The organism is Phyllobacterium sp. OV277 (assembly GCF_900104355.1).
Taxonomy (GTDB): Bacteria; Pseudomonadota; Alphaproteobacteria; order Rhizobiales; family Rhizobiaceae; genus Phyllobacterium.
This window is the reverse complement of the sequence record NZ_FNIY01000004.1, coordinates 288,130-311,229: the sequence shown is the minus strand read 5'-3', so window position 1 is coordinate 311,229 and position 23,100 is coordinate 288,130. Positions and strand designations below refer to the sequence as shown.

Below are 23,100 nucleotides of genomic sequence, written 5' to 3'. Positions count from 1 at the left end.
AGGGGAAAACCCGCCTATTGAGGAATAACCTCTAGCGGGTTTTCAATCTTAGTCTACAAAGACCGCTGTGCTGATCACTGCAGCGAAACCCAGGCGAAACACGTCTGGGCACAGTATCGCCCAAGATCAAGCCGTTGCCTCAATCGAACAACGAGGGATGGCCTATCCGCTTTCCATAGAACTCCTGACGGCTGTGTGCCAAACAGCCAGCCAAGCCGACAACGTTGTGTCGTAGGCGGCAAAGCCTGTGAAAACGCAGGATGGGCGATAGCCTTTCAAGTGTCTGGCGCTCAGCGCTGACCGTTTCACTTCCATACCATCCGCTTCGACCTGCTCTGCTTCCCCAAGTGTCTGACTCATAGGAAACGTTTCGGCGTCGCGGCTGAAGCGACAACGCTGCGATTGCTTGATAAGCCGCACGCGGACATTCCCCGCTGGCGTGAAAGCCTTGTCGCTTTCCGCGCGTTAAGATCAACTTGCCCGCGCTTGCCTCCAGAGACTAGATATTAGATGCGGCTGATTCAATTGGTCGTGCCCTTTGTTCAGTGGCAACGAGGATGTGCATTTCGACTGCCGCGAAAGCATACTCTTTTGCCATTAAAAACGTCCCGCTTGCCAAGAGAAATTGCTGCTGCTGATCGCAGCCCGGGCATCCATGGCCTCAGCGTATTTAACTGTGATCCATTCTCAGCGTTTGGTGGTTTTCGCGCCGTTGGCCCTTCAATGTTGGCGTGGAGAGAGATCATACCGTCTCACCTGTGAGACGCTGTGTCTAAATCGATGGTCTATTGGATCAATAACGAACCATCCATATTCGGGGTGTCAAGAAATTCTAACCCGGAGAAAATCCAATGACTATTCTCGTTACTGGTGCCACAGGCAATATTGGTTCCCAAGTCATCGAACAGCTCGTCAACCGTGGCGCTGATGTCCGTGCTCTCGTTCGCGATCCTTCGAAAGCCGACTTCCCGGCAGGCGTTACTGTTGTGAAAGGTGACTTTCTCGATGTCGACTCGCTCCGCAGTGCCTTTGATGGTGTGTCCACACTGTTCCTGCTGAATGCCGTCGTGCCGGATGAATTCACCCAGGCTTTGATCGCCCTCAATGTCGCCCGCTCGGTTGGCATCGAACGGATCGTCTATCTGTCGGTGATCCATCCCGACGTCTACGTGAACGTGCCGCATTTCGCCGGCAAGTTCGGCGTCGAGCGGATGATCGAGCAGATGGGCTTGCACGCGACGATCCTTCGCCCGGCTTATTTCATTCAAAACGATCTGACGATCAAGGATGCCATCACCGGCTACGGCGTCTACCCGATGCCCATCGGCGACAAGGGGCTTGCAATGATCGACACTCGCGATATCGCGGAGATCGCTGCCCTTGAACTGCTACGCCGCGAGCAGGCTACCCAACCGCTTCCGATCCATCGTATGAACCTGGTCGGTCCCGATATACTGACCGGTACGGATATCGCCGCCATCTGGTCAGACGTGCTCCACCGCCCGATCGTCTACGGCGGTGGCGATACACAGGCTTTCGAGCAGAACCTCAAGCAGTTCATGCCGGCCTGGATGGCCTACGATATGCGCATGATGAGCGAGCGGTTCCTGACTGACGGCATGCTGCCTGAGGGTGGTGACATCAAGCGCCTGACGACACTTTTGGGTCGGCCGCTGCACTCCTATCGCAACTTTGCATCGGAAAGCGCTGCCTCTGCCTGAGGCGGCCACTCCCCGATCCCAATACCGAGGACTTGACTGGACACGACGCACGGATCGGATCATGCTCGATCCCGATCCGTGCGTCGTGTTCCTGCCGGTGGGAACGTCGTGTTCATCAGTCGAACTTGATCAAGTCCTTAAAGATCAGATGACCCCAGTTATTTCCGTGCGCCTGGATTAGCAGTCCGCCCTCTGAAAGCCCGCCAAGTTTGACCGGCGAGAAGCCGAGATTTTCCGCAAGCGCACCAATCTCTGTTACGGCAGCGTCATCGTCGCTCGCCAGGAACACGGCTCTCCTGCCACCATGTACGGCTGGGTCTTGGTCAAGGGTGGCAGCGACCAAATGGTTGAAGCCCTTAACCAGTCTACTGCCAGTGAAAGCCTGCGCGACGGCCTTGGAAGAAGGTTGTCCCCCCAGTTCCTCAGGGGGCACGCCGTAGGCATTGGTCACATCGACGATTGTCTTCCCCTGCCAGGTGGGCAGCACCTTCGCGACATCCTGGTGCGACTCGAAACGGACAGCCAAAAAGACGATGTCTGCTTTGACCGCTTCCGCCAGCTTTTTGGGAACGATCGTGGGTCCGATTGCGGCTGCGGCGGATACAAAGCTTTCCGGGTCGCGCGTGGTTGCAATGGATACTTCGATGCCGTTGCGGGCGAACGCCTTAGCCAAAGCCTGGCCGATATTGCCAAAGCCGATAATTGCATAGTTCATAATATTCTCCTTTGGTTTACTAAGCCCTGCGGGCTCCGGATATCGAATGGAGCGACCGCCGGGCGTGGCGCGTCAGAGTTGTGCCAGGCCGCCATCGACAGCGACTTCGCTGGCGGTCATGAAGCTGCTATCCGACGACGCGAGAAAGGCAGCTGCCGCCCCGATCTCCGCCGGATCGGCCATGCGCTGGAGCGGAGTCATTGCGCCGTAGGCCTTCTGGCCTTCCTCGCCCAGCGCTTCCTTCGCGAGTTCGGTCGCCGTCGCCCCGGGTGACAGTACGTTTACCCGGATGCCAGTGCCCTTCAGGTCCTCCGCCCAGGTGCGCGCGAGATTGCGCACTGCCGCCTTGCTCGCGCTGTAGGCGGTGAATGCCGGGGCGCCCGTGGTGCCGGCGCTCGATCCGGTCAGGATGATCGAACTGCCTTGGTCCATTAGCGGCAACGCCTTCTGGACCGTGAAGATCGTACCCTTCACATTGGTGTCGAACGTCTCATCAATGTGCTCTGCAGTGATTTTGCCGAGTGCAAGCTGGCTTCCCACCCCGGCATTGGCGAAGACGATGTCCAGCGTTCCGCGCTCGGCCTTCACCGCCGCGTAAAGCCGGTCGAGGTCGCCCTCATCGCAGACCGAGCCCTTCACCGCGCGGGCGTTGTGCCCAAGCTTGGCCAGAGCCGCGTCGAGCGCTTCCTGCCGGCGGCCGAAGATGAAGACGAAGGCGCCTTCCTCAATGAAGCGCTTGGCAGCGGCGAGGCCGATGCCGGTAGCGCCGCCGGTGATCACGGCAGTCTTTCCATTCAGTCTAGTCATGTTCTGCATCCTTTGTTGAAGTTGTATGGAAACCTGTGATCGTTGAAGTAGGTGCAAAGTTCGGCGCGTATCAGGGCGCAAGCGTGCACATCGGTGGTGCAAAAACGATCCAGCCAGATAACTGACGTCAGCCTCGGCGATCGATGTCCACCATTCAGAATTGGGTCGCGCTCGTTGAGGCAGCTATTATGACTGCCCGTACTGCTGTACGATGTGGTCGATACGGAGTTTAGAAGGCGCACCGCGCGGTGCCAAATTACACCATGATCGACTTACACCATGATCGACTGGGATGACGTTCGTTACTTTCTAGCCGTGGCGCGCGGAGGCTCACTGCGAGCCGGCGCCGAGCGCCTGGGGGTGAATCACTCGACCGCGCTGCGACGCATCGCGCAACTCGAGGAACGCCTCGGGGCGGAAATGTTCGAGAAGCTGCCTTCAGGCTACCGTCTGACGCCTGCAGGCGAGGAGGTCCTCGAGCTCGCAAACCAAATGGAAGCATCGTCGCACCAGCTGGAAACGCGCGTCCTCGGTCGTGACCAGAGCGTGCGCGGGCTTCTGCGGGTTACGTTGACACCGATTCTGGCGACACACCTGCTCATGCCGGACTTCGCCGATTTCGCGCGTCTGCATCCGGACATCGAGATGGAAATCTTATCGTCCGGCGAGCTGGCAAATCTGACCAACCGAGAGGCCGACGTAGCGATCCGTGTCGTCTACGACCGCAAGACCCTGCCGCTCAATCTTTACGGCTTGAAGGGACCAGAGCTGCTTGGCGGGGTCTACATGTCCTGTGATCGACTAGCCAAATGGCGTGCGGGTGTGGCTGATCCCCTCCGGTGGATCGTCATAAGTCTGCATGGCATTCCGGAGTGGGCCAGCGAGGGTGAGGTTCGCACCACGGGCGTTCCATTCAGAACCACGGACGCCGCGGCGCAGATTGCGGCCGTACGGCAGGGGCTCGGGATCACGACACTGCCGTGCTTTATCGGAGATGCCGACCCCCTGCTGGCGAGGGTGCCGGGTACCGACCTGCACATGTACGGAACGCTCTGGCTTCTCACACAGGGGGAGACACGCAAGACGAAGCGCGTGCGGCTCTTTACGGAGTTCGTATCGCGCAGGCTCGCCGCATACACTCCACTTCTCGCGGGACTGTCCATATCGCGCGACTGACGCCCGGCAGGTAGCAGGTAGCAGGTGATGCTTGCAGTGGATAAGAAATGACTTGCCCACAGTCGCTTCATAAACCTGTCAGTGAGGACGTTACGTCGGTGTGCGGCCATCAACGTTCAAGGCGATGTCCCCCACGTCGCGCCCTGGGTCCATGAATAGGTCCCTTGCTCCACCGGCTGAAGCCGACGCTTAAATCACAGTGGCATCAGAATGCGTTGCATCTGGTTGAAGTCGGGCTCGAGACGCCAAGAGTTGTCGCCATTGCAGTCGCCGCCGGCCAGATGACCAAATGGCTGCTTTCAGGAGCAAAGAATTTTGGCACGCATGGCCGAATGGGGCGCGCGTTGCGGATCGGCGGTACCGACCCCATTGCGCTTTGCGCTCCCCTTAAATCAGTCACTTCGGCACAATGGAAGGTCTGTGGTCTGCACGCATCGGATGAGCAATGCTCAATTGCTAAGCATGTCGTCAATAATCTGCGCAAGCAGAGAACATTCCGAAAAGAAATATAAAGTAAAATCAATGCCATACCGTTTGGCATGCTTCTTGCTTTCTTCATAGCAGAGTTGGTGGCTAGGGTTCCGGCGCTTAAAAAGCGTGCTGGTCCGAGAGCTGCCACCGGTAGGGGAAACATCCCGCCGGATGCACGGCGGGATAAAAGCCCGGGAGACCTCGTTGGCCAAGGGATTGGCGGCGCGATGGTCTATGCCAATCCCTTTTTTGAAAAGAAGCAAAAGGGGAATTTTAATGCATATTCTTTCAAAAATGCTCTCGATTACCGTTTTGGGCGTCTCGTTGGCGTTGGGGATCTCCGCTGTTGCCGACGCTGCACCAAAGAATGATTTCAAAGTTGCATGGTCGATTTACGTCGGCTGGATGCCGTGGGGTTATGCGGCCGATCATGGGATCGTCAAGAAATGGGCGGATAAATACGGCATCAAAATCGAGGTCACCCAGTTTAACGATTACGTGGAGTCGATGAACCAGTACACGGCGGGAGCCTTCGATGCGGTAACGCTCACCAACATGGACGGTCTTTCCATTCCGGCCGCTGGTGGTGTTGATACAACAGCCGTAATTGTCGGCGACTTCTCCAGCGGCAATGATGCTGTGATCCTTAAGAACAAGACCACGCTCGCAGATATCAAAAATCAAAACGTTAATCTTGTCGAATATTCGGTATCGCATTACCTGCTGGCCCGAGCGCTGGAAAGTATCAAACTGACTGAGCGCGACGTGAAAGTCGTCAACACCTCCGACGCCGACATGGTTGCTGCCTACAAGGCCACCGATGTGAATGCGGTCGTTACATGGAATCCGCTCGTTTCGACCATTCTTGAAGAGCCAACTGCCAGGAGAGTGTTCGACAGTTCACAGATACCCGGCGAAATCATTGATCTGATGGTGGCGAATTCGGGTGTTCTCAAAGAGAATCCCAATTTCGGCAAGGCCCTCGCAGGTATCTGGTTTGAAACCGCGGCGCTGCTGACAGCAAGCAGCGATGACGGCAGGGCGGCCCGAGAGGCGATGGGGTCTGCCTCCGGGACGGATCTGAAGGGCTTCGAAGCCCAACTTGCTGCCACGAAGCTCTTCAGCAAGCCGGCTGACGCGGTTGAATTCATAACCTCCAAAAACCTGCCGAAGACGATGAACCTCGTGCGCACGTTCCTTTTCGAGAAGGGGCTGCTCGGCAGTGGTGCAGCGTCCCCCGATGTTATCGGCATCGAAATGCCAGACGGGCAGATTCTCGGTGACAGCAGCAACGTAAAACTGCGTTTCACCGAGACTTACATGAGGGCAGCGGCCGATGGCTCGCTCTGAGCGATAGTCTGGCGCGGCTCAGTTCGCGCCGCTTCCGTTTCTCATCTGAGGATTTAGTCCATGCGCTGGATCAACATAAAACCGAGCCGGGGTACGCAGGTCATCTTATTGCTGTTGCCATTCGTATTGATCATTGTTGCCTATACAATGGGATCGGTCGCACGGCTGACGGAAAATCCAAATGACAAGCTGTTGCCCAGTCTTGCGGGTTTTGCCGATGCCATCAATCGTGTGGCCTTCCTGCCGGACCCGCGGACCGGCGAATATCTGCTCTGGTCCGACACCGCAGCGAGCTTGATCCGCCTTTTCGCGGGATTGGGCATTTCGACGTTAACGGCATTACTTCTCGGCATGGCCATTGGCATGCTGCCTTATCTCAGGGCGTTGCTCTCGCCCTTCGTTGCCGTCATTTCCATGGTGCCACCCTTGGCACTCTTGCCGATCCTCTTCATCGTGATGGGCCTAGGCGAAGTCTCCAAGATCGCACTGATCGTCATCGGTGTAGCGCCAACTATGATCCGCGATCTTACTCTCAAAGCCCTCGAACTGCCCCGGGAGCAAATTATCAAAGCTGAAACACTCGGTGGTTCGTCGTGGCAGATCGCGCTGCGCGTCGTGCTGCCGCAGGTATTGCCGCGGATTATCACGTGTCTGAGGTTGCAGCTCGGTCCTGCCTGGCTTTTCCTTATCGCTGCCGAGGCCATATCATCGGACTCGGGGCTTGGTTACCGCATCTTCCTTGTCCGCCGCTATCTCTCCATGGACATCATTTTTCCCTATGTTGTCTGGATCACGTTACTTGCGGTTGTCACCAATTACATTCTCGACCGCGTTCGCATTGCTGTCTTCCCGTGGTCAGAGTTGGAGAAGCAGGCATGAGCGAACTCATTATCCGGAATGTCTGGAAGGAATATGGCGACCAGATCGTCCTCGAGAGCGTGTCGTTGACAGTCGAATCCCGCGCTTTTGTCGCCCTTGTCGGGCCATCGGGCTGCGGCAAGACTACCTTTCTGCGCATATTGCTCGGCCAGGAACAACCCACCCGGGGCACGATACTGGTTGACGGTGATCCGATACCGACAGAGCCAGGGCGGGACCGTGGGGTCGTGTTTCAGCGTTATTCTGTGTTTCCGCATCTGACAGTGTTGGGGAACGTTCTACTAGGAAAGGAATTCTCCAACTCACGCCGCATAGCCAAGCTCTTTGGAGTTGCGCGGCGCAATGCTGTCGAAGAAGCTCGCGAGCTCATAGCGGAAGTCGGCCTTTCGGGCGCTGAACAGAAGTACCCCGCTCAGCTGTCGGGCGGCATGCAGCAACGTCTGGCGCTTGCTCAGGCGTTGTTCATGAAACCGAAAGTCCTGCTACTCGATGAACCGTTTGGAGCGCTTGATCCCGGTATCCGCTCAGAGATTCACACGTTGATGAAGCGGTTGTGGCACGAAACACAAATGACCGTAGTCATGGTTACGCACGATATCCGCGAAGCCTTCACTCTTGCCAGCCGCGTCGTCGCCTTCGAACGCCGGCGGGACCGCCCCGAAGAAAAGCAGCGTTACGGCGCGACCATCACCAAGGATATTTCCATCTGGCCACCTCGTCTTGCAGGCGTGCCATCGAAGTTCAGCCCCGATCGGGACGGCCCGATCAATTCTCTAGGGTATCACCGGGACGACCCGGCATTGTCAGGAGAATAACCATTATGCATATCAGACGTTCTGCAGAAGAGATCGCCGCAAACCGTCGGCGCTACGAGGAGCATCAGCGCAAAGGACTGGAGTTCGCACCGAAGGTATTGCCAGCACCAAGCGCACTGTCTGCACCTGTGATTGAGAAGGCTTCTATAATCCACGCCGAAACCATTCCAGGCGGTTGGTATTGGTCGACAGCACTGAAGTGCGGGGAGACTATCCGTATAGAGCAAAAGGGCGCGCCTTCGACCGTCGCCTTGGTGGCCTGGAATGCAAACGACACCAGCGAAAAGTTGAGCCTTGTGGATACAGTCAAGATGCAATGGACAATCGCTCTCGGCAAGGGCCGCGTCATCTTCTCGGATATGGGCCGGGTTATGCTCTCGATCGTGGAAGACAGTTCGGGGGCCCACGATTGCTTGCTGGGTGGATCCACGGCAGCATCGAATTCCGCCAAATATCCAGGTGCAAAGACGCGCAACACGCGGGATAATCTGGTGCTTTTAGCCGGAAAGCTCGGCCTTGAGCGCCCTGATATTCCCGTTGTACTCAATCTGTTTGCTCCTGTCCGTGTTGACGACGAAGGGCGCTTTCAGTGGCAAAGCCAGCTTGCGAACAATGGAGACTATGTTGAGCTGCGCGCCGAGATGGATCAGATTATCGGCCTCTCGAATTGCCCCCATCCTTTAGATCCCGACCCCATCTATGCGCCGGATGCGCTGAACGTGACACGCTTCCGTTCCGCGGCACCTACAGCAGATGATTTATCCCGCACTGCCACCGCCGAAGCTGTTCGCGGCTTTGAAAACAATGCGCTGATGTTGGCCTAAGGAGTAAACGACAATGACAGATTTCACTCCAACAGCTGCATCAAACAACCTTGATGAATTTGTCCAGGAATATTTCATTCCCGCAGAAGCGCCGTGGTCCGGTATCGTGCGCAAGGGGCAGAGAATCCGTATCGAGGATAGTTATGGCCAGCAAGCAATCGACACGCTGTTCTACCGTGCCGATGATTATTCCGAGCGTTATTCCAATCAGGACACAATGCGGGAGCAGGGCGCCGCCTACATAGGTATAGGCACAAGAATTATATCGAACGAAGGCAATGTCATGTTGAAGATGACGGCTGACAGCTGTGGCCGTCACGATACATCCGCTGGTGCATGTTCCTGCGAAAGCAATACGGTGCGTTTCGGCCATAGCGCCAGATACCTACATTCCTGCCGGGACAATTTCGTGCTTGAAGTGATGAAGCATGGCATGAGCAAACGAGACATCGTGCCGAACATCAACTTCTTCATGAACGTACCTATCAAGCCGAATGGTGAGATGACGATTGTTGATGGTATTTCCTCACCGGGTGACTACGTCGAACTGGTCGCAGAGATGGATGTGCTTTGCGTCATTTCCAATTGTCCGCAGATCAACAATCCATGCAACGGCTTTGATCCGACGCCGATACGAGTCCTTATTGGGGACACGGCATCCCTTGCCGGGGCCTGAGATATGTTCAAGAAGATTCTCATCGCCAATCGGGGCGAAATCGCAGTGCGTGTTATACGGACATTGAAAAAGATGGGCATTGCCTCTGTGGCCGTCTATTCCGATGCAGACCGTTTTACCAAGCATGCGCTACTCGCTGACGAGGCAATCCATCTCGGGTCTGCGCCCGCCAGCGACAGCTATCTGAACGTCGATGCGGTCATTGCAGCCTGCAAGTTGACCGGGGCGGAAGCCGTGCATCCCGGGTATGGGTTCCTGTCCGAGAACATCGGTTTTGCTGAGCGGCTAGCGGTTGAAGGTATTGCCTTCATCGGTCCGCGACCGGAACATCTTTCGGCATTCAGCTTGAAACATACGGCCCGCGAGCTCGCGGAGGCAGGCGGTGTGCCTCTGCTCCCGGGCAGCGGCCTTCTGGAAGATATCGACGACGCACTTACCGCTGCAGAAAAGATCGGCTATCCGGTCATGTTGAAGAGCACCGCCGGCGGCGGCGGTATCGGCATGCAGCTTTGTGACGGCATTGCGAACCTGCGTGCCGCGTTCGAAAGCGTACAGCGAATCGCGCGTGCCAGTTTCGGCGATGCCCGGGTCTACATCGAACGCTTCGTGGCCGATGCCCGGCACGTTGAAGTCCAGATTTTTGGGGACGGCAAGGGCAAGGTTGTGGCTCTCGGGGAGCGGGACTGTTCCCTGCAACGCCGAAATCAGAAAGTCTTGGAGGAGACGCCTGCGCCCGGTCTTTCCTCAACGACGCGCGCGCGGCTCCACAAGGCTGCGACAGATCTTGGTTCTTCGGTTTGCTATGAATCGGCTGGTACGGTCGAGTTTATTTACGACCCCATCCGGGAAGAATTCTATTTCCTCGAAGTCAACACAAGGTTACAGGTCGAGCATCCCGTTACTGAAGTCGTATTTGGTATCGATCTTGTCGAATGGATGATCCGCCAGGCTGCAGGCGAAGCCATCCTTTCCAGTGTCGATTTGCTCACACCGAAAGGTGCTGCGATTGAAGTTCGTGTTTATGCGGAAATGCCGCATGCGGATTTTCGGCCGAGCGCGGGTCTTCTGACAGAAGTTGTCTTTCCTGAAGGCGTTCGTGTCGATAGCTGGATCGAAACCGGGACCGAGGTGACCGCCTTCTATGATCCGATGCTCGCCAAACTGATAGTCGCAGCTGAGGATCGCCCTGCCGCGATCAAAAAGTTGAAGGCAGCATTAGCCAATACCGCGATCTCCGGTATCGAGACCAATCTGGATTATCTGCGGGCGATCTCAGATTCGGAGTTCCTTGCAAGTGGCAGGGTCGCTACCACGGCTCTGCGCGATTTCTTGTTCGTTCCGGATATTGTCGAAGTTCTGGCTTCCGGTGCTCAGTCCAGCATTCAGGAACTGCCAGGCCGTCTTGGTCTCTGGAATGTCGGCGTACCACCGAGCGGCCCGATGGACGAGAGGTCTTTCCGCAACGCCAACCGCCTCGTTGGCAACGACGACGCTACGACCGGGCTTGAACTAACGGTATCCGGACCAACACTGCGCTTTTATAGGGATGCCGAGGTGGCCCTGACGGGAGCGCGAATGACCATGACTTGCGATGGTGAAGTGCTGGAGCACGGCAAGGCGATCACAATACGTGCCGGCCAACTGCTTTCGATAGGAGCTATCGAGGGTGCTGGTCAGCGCGCCTATCTTGCTATCAGGGGCGGATTTTCCGCGCCGGTTGTGCTCGGTTCACGTGCCACCTTTGGGCTTGGCCAATTCGGCGGCAACGCTACCGGTACACTCAAGACGGGCCACGTGCTGCATCTAGCGCGCAATAAGCCCGTTGGGGCCTTGAAGCTCGCATTGGAGCCCGCCGAAATCACACAGGAATGGCAGGTGGGCGTGCTCTACGGGCCGCACGGCGCATCGGATTTTTTTCAGCAGGAAGACATTGATGTCTTTTTTTCTAGCGCTTACGAGGTGCATTTCAACAGTGCGCGCACCGGCGTCCGGTTGATTGGTCCGGCACCAAAATGGGCGCGCAGCGACGGAGGCGAAGCGGGTCTTCACCCATCAAACCTGCATGACAATGCCTATGCCGTTGGCGCAATTGATTTCACCGGCGACATGCCGATCATCCTCGGTCCCGACGGGCCGAGCCTTGGCGGCTTTGTTTGCCCTGCCGTGATTGCCCGGGACGAACAGTGGAAAATGGGACAGTTCAAACCCGGAGACAGCATCCGGTTCCATCCGGTTATCCGGCCGGACGATCCCATAGTCGGGCCTGCCATCCGCCGGAAGAGTTCCGATGTCGGATCAGCCATAGTCGGTGAGCGGAATAATGGCCCGGTTTCTGTGGTTTACCGCCGTCAGGGCGATGACAATCTGCTCGTCGAATATGGGCCGATGGCGCTCGATATCGCACTTAGACTGCGTGTGCATTTGCTGATGACAGCCACCTCGAAGGCCGGGCTTCCCGGACTGATTGACCTTACTCCGGGCATCCGTTCGCTGCAGATTCATTATGACGGCACCACGCTGACACGTAAGCGGCTTCTACAGTTTCTGGCGGAAATCGAGGCGGACCTGCCGTCAGCGGAGGAGGTGACCGTGCCCAGCCGGATCGTCCATTTGCCGCTATCATGGAATGATGCGGATGCGGAACTTGCCATGCGCAAGTATCAAGAACTTGTTCGGCCGAACGCCCCATGGTGCCCTTCCAATATTGAGTTCATACGGCGCATTAACGGACTTCCCGATGAACAGGCGGTGAAAGACATCGTCTTTGACGCCAGTTATCTTGTGCTTGGATTGGGGGATGTCTATCTCGGCGCTCCGGTTGCAACCCCCATCGATCCGCGCCATCGCCTTGTCACCACAAAATACAATCCCGCCCGGACCTGGACGCCGGAAAACGCCGTTGGCATCGGCGGTGCCTATATGTGCATCTACGGCATGGAAGGACCGGGCGGTTATCAGCTTTTCGGCCGCACCATTCAGATATGGAACACCTGGCGGCAGACGCCGGCTTTCGCAAACGGCAACCCATGGCTGCTGAATTTCTTCGATCAGATACGCTTTTTCCCAGTCAGCCATCAGGAGCTGCAGAAAGCGCGTGCTGCCTTTCCGCATGGTGGCTATCCAGTCAAAATCGAAGAGACGGAGTTTTCCTATGCCGCTTACGCGGAGGAATTGAAGCGGAATTCGCAATCCATCGTGCAGTTCAAGGACAGGCAGCAAGCCGCTTTCGATGCAGAACGGAACCGCTGGAAGCAAGCGGGGCTAGATAGTTTCGTGAGTGAGGACGCTGCGTGGGAGCCACCGGTCTCTAATATTCCGGCTGGCTGCTTCGGCGTTGCGAGCAGCATTCAGGGGAATATCTGGAAACTGCTTGTCGAGCCAGGCGCATCCGTGGCTGCGGGTGATGCGCTTGCCATTATCGAATCCATGAAAATGGAGTTTCAAGTCAATTCTCATGCGGCTGGCCGTGTCCGCGAACTGCGCGTCGCACCCGGACGAAACGTCAAGGTCGGCGACATTATTGTCATTCTGGAGGACTGTTAACATGCTGCCGACGATTCTCGATCTCTCAAGCCTTCGCGTCGCCTACCAAGCTGGCCTGACACCACTTGATCTGGTTGAAGCAGTGATCACCCGCCGTACCGCGGCGGCAGATCCCGCGATCTTTATTACCCCTACACCCTCCGAGGAGTTACGGGCAGCGGCGCGCGATCTGATGGCACGAGCACCCGAGGCAAACAGCCTGCCGCTTTGGGGTGTTCCATTCGCCGTAAAGGATAATATAGATGTTGCGGGCTTGCCAACTACGGCCGGATGTCCCGCCTATGCCTATGATCCGATTGCAGATGCGACTGTTGTCGCCCGTCTCAGGGCAGCGGGCGCCATTGTTATCGGCAAGACAAATCTTGATCAGTTTGCCACTGGCCTTAACGGCACACGCTCTCCACATGGTGCGCCGCGTTCTGTTTTTGATGCCGGTTATATTTCGGGCGGATCGAGCAGCGGATCTGCAGTCGCCGTTGCATCTGGTCTCGCCTGTTTCGCGCTTGGTACCGATACAGCGGGATCGGGGCGCGTTCCTGCCGCTTTCAACAATCTTGTCGGAATAAAACCGACGCCGGGGCTCTTGCCAAACACCGGCGTGGTTCCCGCCTGCAGAAGTGTCGATTGCGTTACCATTTTCGTGCCGACGGTTGGCGACGGGGTCGCCATTCGAAAAATCGCTGAGGGCTTTGATGCTGCTGACGCATTTTCGCGTCAGGCAAGCCATGCTTCGCTACCGCGCGTGGGGCTTCGTGTCGGAGTACTTCCTAAAGAGGAGCGGGAGTTCTTCGGCGATAAGGCGGTCGAGCGACAATACGAGGTGGCCATTGAGCGGGTGAGGGCACTTGGCGCAACTATAGTATTATTTGACTACGCTCCTTTTCGCGAAGTGGCCGCTTTGTTGTACGAGGGCCCATGGGTGGCTGAACGTCTCGCCGCTGTCGAGGATTTTCTCGCCACGAATGCGGCGGATTTTGAACCCACTGTGAGAACAATAATCGAAGGTGCAAAGGGCAAGACGGCCATCGATGCTTTCAATGGCCGTTACAGGCTTGAGGAGCTGCGCCGGAAAACAGACCTTGAATGGCAAAAAGCAGACGTTCTCCTTCTGCCAACCGCACCCACAACCTATACAGTTGCCGCAATGAAGGCTGATCCGATTGTCCTCAACGGTCGCCTTGGGCGCTACACCAACTTTGTCAACTTACTCGATTGTGCAGCAATCGCGGTGCCGGCAGGATTTGACGGCGAAAGTCATCTACCGGTCGGTGTCACGCTTGTCGCGCCAGCCTTTACCGACGACGCACTGGCACCTTTAGCGGACGCACTGCACCGTGCTGCCGGATCTGGCATGGGGATCGACCTTGAAGCGTCGATACCCTTGGGGAGCGCTATATTGCCAGTGGATGATGGTCTCGTACCAATCGTTGTGGTTGGGGCGCATCTTTCAGGAATGCCGCTTAATCATCAACTCACGACGGCGGGCGGGCGTCTGCTGAAGACCTGCCGGACGGCGGCAGATTACAGGCTGTTTGCGCTTTCCGGGACAGTGCCGCCTAAACCCGGTCTCATCCGCGAACGCGGTTTCAAGGGTTTGGGGTTAGAGGCTGAGGTCTGGCTCATGCCTCCCGATGCATTTGGCCATTTCGTACAACAGATTCCGGAACCGCTCGGTATTGGCAAAATTAAACTCGATGATGGATCCAGCGTCCCCGGCTTTCTCTGCGAGGCCTATGCGGTTAATGGGGCTGAAGATATTAGTCATCTCGGTAGCTGGCGCATGTATGTGAGCTCAAGGCAATGAGATATTTGCAGAGTAAAGGAGAAAGTATGTCGCTTGCCCGGATTATCGTCAGACTGCTCCTCGATGGGATAAAAGCTCGAGCTGAAGCAATAAATCTCCCCTCCCGGGATCGGCACGAAGGCGCTCTCAGGAGAGGTAAAGGTGACCAGTCATAGGTGATCGCGTTCTAGCTGTGATGTCAGATGGAAGGTGGGATCTGGCCCTTCCGCGTTGACACAAACACCAAGCTGCAACCTCATTGGCTCGACCTACTGCCCTCAATGACACCCAGGTGCCGCAGCGAAATGGCAGCGAGAATAGCGAGGATGGTGACGCTTACCGCACTGAATATTGCTGCGCTGTTGAATCCTGCAGTAAACGCGACCTGGGCTTCTTCGATAAGGCCGGGAGGCAATTCTGACGCCATTGAAGATGCCGCCCACAAGCTATCGCCAACGGCCTCACGTGCTGCATGACCGAGACTTTCCGGTATACGGTCAAGCATCGCCTTGCGATACATGGCGGTCGCGAGGCTTCCAAGCACGGCGATGCCGAGCGATACGCCCAGGTCTTGCACCGTTTCTGACATAGCTGATGCCGAACCTGCTTTTTCGGGGGGCGCCGATCCAACCACGAGGTCCGTACCAAGAGCTGCAATCGTACCAAGTCCGAGATAGGCTAACGAGAAGCCGGTGACGACGACCATCACACCGGAAGCGCTGTTGTCCAATTGGGTCAACATAAGATAACCCACCACCGATAACCCCAGAGCACCAGCCACCACGAAGCCGGGGCGAACACGCTGAGCAATCAACGGCGCCGTGACGCCTGCCACGACCATGGCAAGCGCGGGTGGCCCCATCCAGAGACCCGCGACAAGCGGAGAAAAACCGGCCACGAGTTGCAGATATTGTGTGACCAGCAGCATTGTGCCGCCTACAGCGACGAGGCCAAAGAGAAGCAGTATCAACGCCACACTAAAAGCCCTGTTGGCAAATAATGACATATCGAGCAGCGGATAGGCGAGTTGCTGCTGTCGGCGCACAAACAACACCGCGAAGACAAGTCCCACTGCAATTGCGCCAACCGGATGGGGTCCAAAACTGTTCTTGGCGATCTGCTTGATGCCATAGACCATAGGCAGCATGGCGGCGAGCGAAAGGCCAACGCTGGTGAAATCCAACGTGCTGTCTTGTGATGTGCGATGTTCCGGCAGCAAGACAGGTGCCAGAAGAAGCAGAAGCCCCACAACCGGCACGGCTATGAGAAAAGCCGCGCCCCACCAGAAGTGTTCCAGCAGCACGCCGCCCACAACCGGCCCCAGCGCCATACCAAGCGCGAACATGGTTGCCCATATTCCAAAGCCAAGTGCACGCTGCCTTGGATCAGCAAACATGTTCGTGATGAGCGCCAGCGTTGAAGGCATCAGGGTTGCACCGGCAATCCCAAGCAGTGCCCGGGCAGCAATCAGCATGATGGCGCTTGTGGAGAAGGCGGCGAACGCCGATGCGATCGCGAAAGCCGCCGCGCCAATCATCAGTAACTTCCGGCGACCGATACGATCACCGAGCGTACCCATGGTAATCAGGAACCCCGCAATCATGAAGCCGTACGCATCCATGATCCACAACGCTTGCGTGCTGGTCGGTTGCAAATCGGCGGCTAGCGCCGGAAGTGCCAGATGTAGAAGCGTTAGATCAAGGCCGAGCAAAACAGTGGGCAGCGCAAGGAGTGCCAGCCCCAGCCATTCGCGCGCTCCTGCCACCGCAACTGATGAAGGGGGTACATCAGCCGCCTTGCTGGAAAGTAAGTAATCAAATTTATCCTGAGAGTTCATGGTGCCTCCTTGTTGAGAGAAGACTTTCAAGGCAGCTATATCCTGTTACAATATAAGAAATTATCCCATTACTAGAGGTAACAGTCTTGGCCGACCGCACTCTCGCGCGCACGCGAAAGGATCTCTCCGAGTTTCTAACGCGTCATAGGAGAAAACTTGCACCAGTCGATGCGGGTTTGCCTTCGTCCGGCCATCGCCGCACCCCTGGGCTCCGTCGAGAAGAAGTGGCCGCGCTCGCGAGTGTCGGCCTTACCTGGTACACATGGTTCGAGCAGGGTCGAGACATCCAGGTTTCGGAAAGCTTTCTGCTCAAAGTGGCGAAAGCGTTGAAGCTGGACGATGCCGAGTGCAGTCATCTTTTTCTTCTGGCACACAGACGACCACCGCCACCTGAGGCCTATCATTGGCCATCCGTTAGCCCGCTCATTCAGCAACTGCTGGACGATATCGTGGCGCGGCCGGCATATGTTGTGAATTTACGTTGGGACGTTGTTGCATGGAATGTGGCCGCAAACGATTTATTCGGCTTCAAAAATCGGGAGCGACCGGACCGAAATATCATTCGCCTGATTTTCGCCAATCCAGAGTTCCGCCGCCGCATTCCCCAATGGCATGACGAAGCGCCAAAGTTGCTTACGCGATTTCGCTCCGATATGGCAACCGCTCCCAACGATCCGGCAATGCTTGCTCTGGTCGACGAACTGAAGAATCTGTCCCCGGATTTCCGTTTATGGTTCGAGAAACCAGGCGTGGAATGCCCCACTCGCGGCATCGGCAATATCCTTGATCCAGAAGGCAGACAACTCAGCTTCATACACGAAATGCTGACAGTTGATGAATACAAGCACCTCAAGTTGGTTGTGTATTTTCGACAGTAAAGTCGGCGTAACAATCCTATGCCGACCGGGGTCGTTGCCGCACGATCTTTCTGATCCTGTGGCAAGGCGGGCTGCGACCGAGCCTTGATCGAACGGCGGGTTTCGAAACCTTGCGGGGATTTCCCTGCGAGATCGAAACGAACCAGCTTTTTCCGATCCTGCCCAATGTGCTTATCAGTAAGCTTCAAGATAACTTCGATTTCTACATTTGGGAGCCCCATGAGGAGCCCTCGTCCATTATCCGTCTCGTCACATCATGGGCAACACAGGAAATGCAAGTTGATGCATTTGCAGCCACGATCGGGGAATACGCAGTCTGATGTTCATGGTGTACGGCCTAACTCCCATCAACCCGGATTATTTGTGGCCCCCTTACATGCGGACAGACATTCCGCCGTCGACTGTTAAAACATGTCCATTGACGAAAGACGCTGCATCACTGGCAAGGAACAATGCGGCACCTGCGATTTCTTCCGGCCGTCCCCAGCGTTGCAGGGGAACACGCTGGCGGGCGAAGGTAAGCATGTCTGGATTTTCGGCCAGCGCCGCGTTTGTCTCGGTTGCGAACATTCCAGGCGCAATGGCATTGCTCGTCAAACCGGAAGCGCCATATTCGACAGCCATACTGCGCACAAGAGCGGTTAATCCTTGTTTGGCGACGGGGTAGATGGCATCGTTGGGAAGGACGATACTCCCGATGATCGAGGTCACAGCAATCAGCCTCCCATAGCCGTGATATTTCATGATTTGAGCGGCATCACGTGAGAGCGAGATTGCCGAAACCAGATCGGTCTGGATGAGACGAAGAATATCATCGTCACTGAACGCAGCGAGGGGTCTTCGGTCACGTGCGCCGACATTGTTGACAAGGATATCAAGCCGCCCAAAGTCTCTGTTGATTTCGGCGATCGCAGCCCGGCTCGCGCCCGTATCCGCAACGTCAAAGACCGTAGCCTGCGCACTGCCTCCATTCTTGACGATGGCAGCTACTGCTCTTTCCAATGTTTCGCTGGTACGTCCGGTTATGATCACATGAGCGCCCGCGTCAGCAAAGGCGCACGCAATCTCGAAGCCAAGACCGCGGCCGCCTCCCGTGATAAGTGCTACACGATCCCGCAAGGAAAATTTCTCGAGAATATTCATGGTACGCCCCGCGGCTTAGCAGCGTCATCTCATATGCCAGTGGTCCTTCACCAATCTTGCCAAGTGATGTCTTTCAGAGTCCAGACAATTCTCTTGGTTATCTGTCCGGGAGCATTGCGAGCAACACTTCCGGCAAGGCCTGCGCGACGAAATGAACGAGCGAATTCGGGAAGGCCATGGTATGGAGTTTTCCATCGATTGCCAGATGTGCAAATCCATGGACCGTGGACCATGCTCCCAACAACAGCGGTTGTAGGCGGCTTTCGTCGGCGGATAGGCCTGTAGTGAGATAATCCCGAATACTCGTTTCAAGCTCAGCCAGCGCCGCTTGCCCTGCAGCTTCAAGGCGCTCATCATTTTCAAGCAGCAGGTCATGGCGGAACATCAGTTGAAACCGTCCCGGAGCGCCGATAGCAAAGCTGACGTAGCTCTCGCCCTGTGAGCGGAGCTGGCTTCCCGGGCTGGAACTGGCTGTGCGAGCTCGGCGCAGGGCTTCGGTAAGTTCGACGAACCCGTTGATCGCAACTTCCGTTAAAAGTCCGGCGACACTGCCAAAATGATGGGCAGGCGCGCCAGGAGAAACCCCAGCGCGGCGCGCAGCTTCGCGCAATGAGAAACCTTCAGGTCCGTTTTCGCGCAAAATATCAGTGGCTGCCTGCAGCAAAGCGCTGCGTAAAGCACCGTGATGGTAAGTGTCACGGCCTTCGTCTTTTTCAGCCGGCAGATGTGATTTCGATGACATCGTGGTCATATCTATACAGTGATCAAATTATGTGTCATTCTGCAACTATACACTGTTTACATGCCGAGCAAAGCCCACAGTCCGCAACTATGCGGCAGTGCGGAAATGAGAGGTGCGCCATGGCTCTATGGACAGTCAACGACATACCTGATCAATCAGGACGAACTTTTTTGGTGACGGGAGCCAACAGTGGTCTCGGCTATATCACAAGCCTTGAATTGGCTCGCCGGGGCGCGCGTGTCCTAATGACAGCGCGCGATGAAACGAAGGGGCGGGCAGCCGTTGCGCGGATTCGGTCGATCGTTCCCCGCGCGCAACTGGAATTGCATATCTTTGATATGGCGGATCTTGAACAGGTCAAACAGTTTGCACTTGAGCTCATCACCAACGAAACCGCCATCGATGTCCTGATCAACAATGCTGGCATCATGATGCCGCCGCGAACACTGACGCCACAGGGTTTTGAGTTGCAATTTGGCGTCAACCATCTGGCTCATTTCGCGCTGACAGGATTGTTGATTGAACGATTGAGCAAGGGACAAGATCCGCGAGTGGTTACGGTCACCTCTGATCTTCACAAACGTGGAACTATTCATTTTGACGATCTGACAGGTGCGAAGACATATGGCCGGGTTGCATTCTACGCGCAGTCGAAATTCGCAAATGCTGTTTTTGGACTGGAATTGGATCGCCGCCTCCGGGCACATCAATCACCGGTCCGCAGTTTGCTTGCACATCCCGGATATTCTGCCACCAATCTGCAGTTGAGCGGACCGACGGGGTTTCTCAATCTCTTTATGCGGATAGGCAATCGGTTCATGGCACAAACTGCTGAGATGGGTGCCCTTAACCTGTTGTACGCCGCTTGCGCTGCAGACGTTGAGGGCGGCCAGTTCTTCGGGCCAGATGGGCGCAATGAGATGAAGGGTTATCCAACCTTGGTCGAAGCAGTTTCCTCTGCCAAAGATCCGGTGCTTGCCGACCGCCTTTGGCAATTGTCGGTTGAGTTAACCGGCGTACGTTCGTTCTAGGATATGGGCTCTTGACCAGGAGGAGGCAAAGCTACGCAGACCGCTGCGAGGGAATTCAAGGCGTTTCGATTTTCGTACGCTGATGGACATGGTGAAGTATTGTCAGGAGGCAGGATCCCTATGACACATAGAATTACAATGGCCGAGCCGTTGCCGACCACCGCTGTTGTTCGCGTCTCGCGCGCCAGTTTCGACCCCAGCCGGTTCGCCGAAGTTGACGCCGCAAGCAAGAAGACATCGGAGTTTATAATCCCGGCCATCAGACGGCTGCCGGGGCTCCTTCACTTTTATGCAGGCGTCTCGCCGAAGGGCTCGATCGTGCAAATTAGCATCTGGGATACGGACGAGCATGCGGCAGCATTAGATCGACTGAAGGAGATGGTCGTTGACGGTCGCAGGGAAATGGAGGCGGTCGGCGTGACGTTCACCCCGATTTTCAACTATCCGATCGACTGGACCTGGACGGTATAACCGGGGGTCCAAAGTCATAAATTTGGGAGACAGCGGTCGACAGGAGCCTGATTTTTGCGTCCGGCATGTGCGACAAGAAGGGGTCGGAACAAGAGCTGTTTCCCCCGAGTGTATAAGCAGACCTGGTGATTGCTCACACAGCGTGGTTCTGCGATATGCCATTGCCGGCGGCCTTGGCGGCTGCAGCAGTCCGTGAATCGACTTCGAGATAGTGCATGACCGCCGACACATGGATGCTCACAGTGAATGGAGAAATCTTAAGTGCGCGCGCAATCTCTTTGTTCGACATACCTTTTACCAGCAGGTCCAACACGTCTCGCTGACGCGGGGTCAAACCCCAGCGACCGTTTTCCTCTAAAACCAAAGCAGAGGAACCGACCTTTGTTTCAAGCAATATTTGTGTCAGCTCCGCATTCGAGACAAACTTGCTAACGTGACAATCAATTCCGCTTTCAAGTAGCGCATCTATGATCTTACGATCTTGCAGAGCAGCGAGCAAAATAATGAAGGCCGATGGAAACTCACCCCGCAACCATTTCGCCGTCGTAACGGGATCGTAGTCCGGGCAATAGAAATCGATAATGATCAGATCAGGATCAAACTCGCGGCTGCCTGTTAAAGTCTCAAAGCCAACCGCCTCCCTGATTTCTGCATCTGGAAATATCTGCTCAATAAACCGGTGCAAACCTTCTCTATAGAGATGTTGCCCGTCGGCAAGGAGTATTCTTTCTGGTGCTGAGTTCTCATTCTCCATGCGGATCTCCTTGGCCAAGCTTTTATACGTTCATTTTCCTCACGCTGTTTGCCGTACACGGTCTCAACCACGCAATCAAAACAATCCATTCGTGCTAGTGCATCTGCACTATACAGGACTCGGTGGGGTGCACTATCTGTCCTAAATATATCGTTGGGACGAACGGTGGCCTCTAAAAAATGCAAGGTCGACACCTAGATCGGCAAAGGATAAAAGCTTGGCAATCAAGTATTCCTATACCATCAACTACGATGTTACTTATGGCTTTCTCAAGCTGATTGATATCAATAAAGTCCGCGCCGAGGTGCCGGAGGGCGGGTGAATCAGGCACTTGCTCGACACACGCGAGCAGACGAAGCTTATGGGTGTAATATTCCGTCGTGGTGATACTGCTCAGAGCTGACATGGCCAGCCAAGGCGGGCAGCCTGGCGTAGGCTTGCCTGCACCACTAGGCGATGAAACGGCGCGATTAGAAAAATATAAATACGCCCCAGGCGGTTGTGACAGCGAACAACGGAGGTGAAAACCAGACTTTGCTCATCTTGCGTTGCCGCTGGACTGGTGCAAAGAACAGATAGACGAAAGTCTAAATGTTTGTCGTCCTCTCCGAATACGATTTCCAGACTGCTTTTGCCATAGATCTTGAATATTCCAAGACGATTGGTCTGGTCGTGTTCGCCAATGGACTCGAGATGACGGGCTGTCTTGAGACCTAGTCCAGCAACGAGAGCATCTCGCATTTTCATAAGGCCGCCAATCCAGCGCGGTTGCTGGGAGAAGAGGAATCTTGCCAGCAACTCCGGGTCAGTAAGGGTGCCACTTGGAAGTTGAACCGAATAGGCGTCAGCCAAATGTACTAATTCGTAGGTGTGGCCCACCACTGCCTCTGCAGGTATGGGCACAGATGTGACAAGTTCGTATTTTGTTGGCATCATGTTTACCCTAAATTTTCTGCGCCCCTCCGCCAGTTGGTGTTGTCTCAGAAAACGGAAAGAATCGCACGCTAAGCTCTGCCCTGCGGCGCATGTCTCCTACATCTTACCCCACCCAAACGTGGGTGAGCAATTGGTCACAATGACCGTTACTGACGCGGCACCATCCATCCCCTTACGGTATTTTTGGGGTGGCGATCCGCCATATCTGGGTCGGTGTATCGTCATCACCTTTATGGGATTCGAAATAAATCCAGCGACCATCCGGACTCATAGCGGGAGCGCGGTCTTCCGTGTTGGGATTGTTGGTGACGCGTATGATGGTTGGGGTGTCATCGGTCGAAACCAGAAAGATATTTTCTTCGGAAACGGTGCGCTGGACGCCATCATTCAAACCTTCGGCAGGATTGTTATGAACGGGACCGCGGACGATGACACACTGCGTCAGACTGGACAATCGGTCGGTGTCTTGCAGCTAACGCGTTTGAGTAACTGTTCGATGGCTAACGACTTTCGAGTTTTTTGCAAAGATCTTCGGCACGGCATGGGTT

21 protein-coding genes and 1 riboswitch are annotated in these 23,100 nt (G+C 55.8%); of the genes, 13 read left to right on the top strand and 8 right to left on the bottom strand.

Translation table 11 applies throughout. The features are described from left to right. Positions 1-851 precede the first annotated feature (851 nt). A complete protein-coding gene (locus BLU05_RS16195; RefSeq protein ID WP_091881912.1) occupies positions 852-1,721 on the top strand; it encodes an SDR family oxidoreductase in 870 nt (289 codons plus the stop codon). A 115-nt stretch (positions 1,722-1,836) separates the two neighbouring features. Here BLU05_RS16195 and BLU05_RS16190 read toward each other — a convergent pair whose 3' ends face one another. After that, positions 1,837-2,436 (bottom strand): NADPH-dependent F420 reductase, encoded by a 600-nt coding sequence (locus BLU05_RS16190; RefSeq protein ID WP_091881909.1) that lies wholly within the window; start codon positions 2,434-2,436, stop codon positions 1,837-1,839. 72 nt (positions 2,437-2,508) lie between these two features. Beyond that, complete coding sequence (locus tag BLU05_RS16185) at positions 2,509-3,243, bottom strand: SDR family NAD(P)-dependent oxidoreductase (protein ID WP_091882336.1); 735 nt, start codon at positions 3,241-3,243, stop codon at positions 2,509-2,511. Between the two features lie 279 nt (positions 3,244-3,522). Between BLU05_RS16185 and BLU05_RS16180 the strand changes: the two genes are divergently transcribed. From BLU05_RS16180 to atzF, 9 genes are all read left to right on the top strand, one after another. Then, the gene (locus BLU05_RS16180) at positions 3,523-4,419 is read left to right on the top strand and encodes a LysR family transcriptional regulator (protein WP_091881906.1); all 897 of its coding nucleotides are present in this window, start codon (positions 3,523-3,525) and stop codon (positions 4,417-4,419) included. Positions 4,420-4,634: 215 nt separating this feature from the next. Beyond that, positions 4,635-4,931: a hypothetical protein gene (locus BLU05_RS16175; protein WP_139210474.1), complete on the top strand. Its 297-nt coding sequence runs from the start codon at positions 4,635-4,637 to the stop codon at positions 4,929-4,931. A 50-nt stretch (positions 4,932-4,981) separates the two neighbouring features. Further along, a riboswitch (guanidine-I (ykkC/yxkD leader) is annotated at positions 4,982-5,090 on the top strand. Positions 5,091-5,166: 76 nt separating this feature from the next. Then, positions 5,167-6,240: a putative urea ABC transporter substrate-binding protein gene (locus BLU05_RS16170; RefSeq protein ID WP_091881900.1), complete on the top strand. Its 1,074-nt coding sequence runs from the start codon at positions 5,167-5,169 to the stop codon at positions 6,238-6,240. 60 nt (positions 6,241-6,300) lie between these two features. Then, a complete protein-coding gene (locus tag BLU05_RS16165) occupies positions 6,301-7,119 on the top strand; it encodes an ABC transporter permease (protein ID WP_091881897.1) in 819 nt (272 codons plus the stop codon). Continuing rightward, complete coding sequence (locus tag BLU05_RS16160; protein WP_091881894.1) at positions 7,116-7,934, top strand: ABC transporter ATP-binding protein; 819 nt, start codon at positions 7,116-7,118, stop codon at positions 7,932-7,934. The genes BLU05_RS16165 and BLU05_RS16160 overlap by 4 nt, the downstream gene beginning before the upstream one ends. A gap of 2 nt (positions 7,935-7,936) precedes the next feature. Further along, positions 7,937-8,758 carry an urea amidolyase associated protein UAAP1 gene (locus tag BLU05_RS16155; RefSeq protein ID WP_091882333.1) on the top strand — a complete coding sequence of 274 codons (822 nt, stop codon included), beginning with the start codon at positions 7,937-7,939 and terminating at the stop codon, positions 8,756-8,758. Positions 8,759-8,771: 13 nt separating this feature from the next. Further along, positions 8,772-9,434: an urea amidolyase associated protein UAAP2 gene (locus tag BLU05_RS16150; RefSeq protein ID WP_091881891.1), complete on the top strand. Its 663-nt coding sequence runs from the start codon at positions 8,772-8,774 to the stop codon at positions 9,432-9,434. 3 nt (positions 9,435-9,437) lie between these two features. After that, positions 9,438-12,977: an urea carboxylase gene (gene uca / locus BLU05_RS16145; protein ID WP_091881887.1), complete on the top strand. Its 3,540-nt coding sequence runs from the start codon at positions 9,438-9,440 to the stop codon at positions 12,975-12,977. 1 nt (position 12,978) lies between these two features. Beyond that, positions 12,979-14,781: an allophanate hydrolase gene (atzF, locus tag BLU05_RS16140; protein ID WP_091881884.1), complete on the top strand. Its 1,803-nt coding sequence runs from the start codon at positions 12,979-12,981 to the stop codon at positions 14,779-14,781. A gap of 235 nt (positions 14,782-15,016) precedes the next feature. Here atzF and BLU05_RS16135 read toward each other — a convergent pair whose 3' ends face one another. Next, entirely contained in the window at positions 15,017-16,597 is a 1,581-nt protein-coding gene (locus BLU05_RS16135) for an MFS transporter (RefSeq protein WP_091881881.1), read from the bottom strand. 86 nt (positions 16,598-16,683) lie between these two features. On the opposite strand from BLU05_RS16135, the gene BLU05_RS16130 reads away from it, so the two are divergent. Then, the gene (locus BLU05_RS16130) at positions 16,684-17,475 is read left to right on the top strand and encodes a helix-turn-helix transcriptional regulator (RefSeq protein WP_091881879.1); all 792 of its coding nucleotides are present in this window, start codon (positions 16,684-16,686) and stop codon (positions 17,473-17,475) included. Between the two features lie 372 nt (positions 17,476-17,847). Here the strand turns inward: BLU05_RS16130 and BLU05_RS16120 are convergent, their stop codons facing one another. Together BLU05_RS16120 and BLU05_RS16115 are read right to left on the bottom strand one after the other, a co-directional pair. Then, positions 17,848-18,618: an SDR family oxidoreductase gene (locus BLU05_RS16120; RefSeq protein ID WP_091881876.1), complete on the bottom strand. Its 771-nt coding sequence runs from the start codon at positions 18,616-18,618 to the stop codon at positions 17,848-17,850. A 97-nt stretch (positions 18,619-18,715) separates the two neighbouring features. Continuing rightward, entirely contained in the window at positions 18,716-19,360 is a 645-nt protein-coding gene (locus BLU05_RS16115) for a TetR/AcrR family transcriptional regulator (protein WP_175540629.1), read from the bottom strand. Between BLU05_RS16115 and BLU05_RS16110 the strand changes: the two genes are divergently transcribed. Further along, a complete protein-coding gene (locus BLU05_RS16110) occupies positions 19,354-20,391 on the top strand; it encodes an oxidoreductase (protein ID WP_210184616.1) in 1,038 nt (345 codons plus the stop codon). The genes BLU05_RS16115 and BLU05_RS16110 overlap by 7 nt on opposite strands. 138 nt (positions 20,392-20,529) lie before the next feature. Next, positions 20,530-20,862, top strand: coding sequence for a hypothetical protein (locus BLU05_RS16105; protein ID WP_244518380.1), 333 nt, complete (start codon positions 20,530-20,532; stop codon positions 20,860-20,862). Positions 20,863-20,995: 133 nt separating this feature from the next. Here the strand turns inward: BLU05_RS16105 and BLU05_RS16100 are convergent, their stop codons facing one another. From BLU05_RS16100 to BLU05_RS16090, 3 genes are all read right to left on the bottom strand, one after another. After that, positions 20,996-21,616, bottom strand: coding sequence for a LuxR C-terminal-related transcriptional regulator (locus BLU05_RS16100; RefSeq protein WP_091881865.1), 621 nt, complete (start codon positions 21,614-21,616; stop codon positions 20,996-20,998). A 393-nt stretch (positions 21,617-22,009) separates the two neighbouring features. Further along, positions 22,010-22,552: a DUF2867 domain-containing protein gene (locus tag BLU05_RS16095; RefSeq protein ID WP_210184615.1), complete on the bottom strand. Its 543-nt coding sequence runs from the start codon at positions 22,550-22,552 to the stop codon at positions 22,010-22,012. 172 nt (positions 22,553-22,724) lie between these two features. Further along, positions 22,725-23,006 (bottom strand): TolB family protein, encoded by a 282-nt coding sequence (locus BLU05_RS16090; protein WP_091881862.1) that lies wholly within the window; start codon positions 23,004-23,006, stop codon positions 22,725-22,727. Between the last annotated feature and the right edge of the window lie 94 nt (positions 23,007-23,100).

What these genes read in the sequence shown, in the direction of transcription:
- BLU05_RS16105 (WP_244518380.1), top strand. Translation starts at nt 20,530, where the DNA reads ATGGCCGAGCCGTTGCCGACCACCGCTGTTGTTCGCGTCTCGCGCGCC.
- BLU05_RS16190 (WP_091881909.1), bottom strand. Translation starts at nt 2,436, where the DNA reads ATGAACTATGCAATTATCGGCTTTGGCAATATCGGCCAGGCTTTGGCT.
- BLU05_RS16165 (WP_091881897.1), top strand. Translation starts at nt 6,301, where the DNA reads ATGCGCTGGATCAACATAAAACCGAGCCGGGGTACGCAGGTCATCTTA.
- BLU05_RS16195 (WP_091881912.1), top strand. Translation starts at nt 852, where the DNA reads ATGACTATTCTCGTTACTGGTGCCACAGGCAATATTGGTTCCCAAGTC.
- atzF (WP_091881884.1), top strand. Translation starts at nt 12,979, where the DNA reads ATGCTGCCGACGATTCTCGATCTCTCAAGCCTTCGCGTCGCCTACCAA.
- BLU05_RS16185 (WP_091882336.1), bottom strand. Translation starts at nt 3,243, where the DNA reads ATGACTAGACTGAATGGAAAGACTGCCGTGATCACCGGCGGCGCTACC.
- BLU05_RS16170 (WP_091881900.1), top strand. Translation starts at nt 5,167, where the DNA reads ATGCATATTCTTTCAAAAATGCTCTCGATTACCGTTTTGGGCGTCTCG.
- BLU05_RS16180 (WP_091881906.1), top strand. Translation starts at nt 3,523, where the DNA reads ATGATCGACTGGGATGACGTTCGTTACTTTCTAGCCGTGGCGCGCGGA.
- BLU05_RS16160 (WP_091881894.1), top strand. Translation starts at nt 7,116, where the DNA reads ATGAGCGAACTCATTATCCGGAATGTCTGGAAGGAATATGGCGACCAG.
- BLU05_RS16100 (WP_091881865.1), bottom strand. Translation starts at nt 21,616, where the DNA reads ATGGAGAATGAGAACTCAGCACCAGAAAGAATACTCCTTGCCGACGGG.
- BLU05_RS16120 (WP_091881876.1), bottom strand. Translation starts at nt 18,618, where the DNA reads ATGAATATTCTCGAGAAATTTTCCTTGCGGGATCGTGTAGCACTTATC.
- BLU05_RS16115 (WP_175540629.1), bottom strand. Translation starts at nt 19,360, where the DNA reads ATGTCATCGAAATCACATCTGCCGGCTGAAAAAGACGAAGGCCGTGAC.
- BLU05_RS16110 (WP_210184616.1), top strand. Translation starts at nt 19,354, where the DNA reads ATGACATCGTGGTCATATCTATACAGTGATCAAATTATGTGTCATTCT.
- uca (WP_091881887.1), top strand. Translation starts at nt 9,438, where the DNA reads ATGTTCAAGAAGATTCTCATCGCCAATCGGGGCGAAATCGCAGTGCGT.
- BLU05_RS16095 (WP_210184615.1), bottom strand. Translation starts at nt 22,552, where the DNA reads ATGATGCCAACAAAATACGAACTTGTCACATCTGTGCCCATACCTGCA.
- BLU05_RS16150 (WP_091881891.1), top strand. Translation starts at nt 8,772, where the DNA reads ATGACAGATTTCACTCCAACAGCTGCATCAAACAACCTTGATGAATTT.
- BLU05_RS16135 (WP_091881881.1), bottom strand. Translation starts at nt 16,597, where the DNA reads ATGAACTCTCAGGATAAATTTGATTACTTACTTTCCAGCAAGGCGGCT.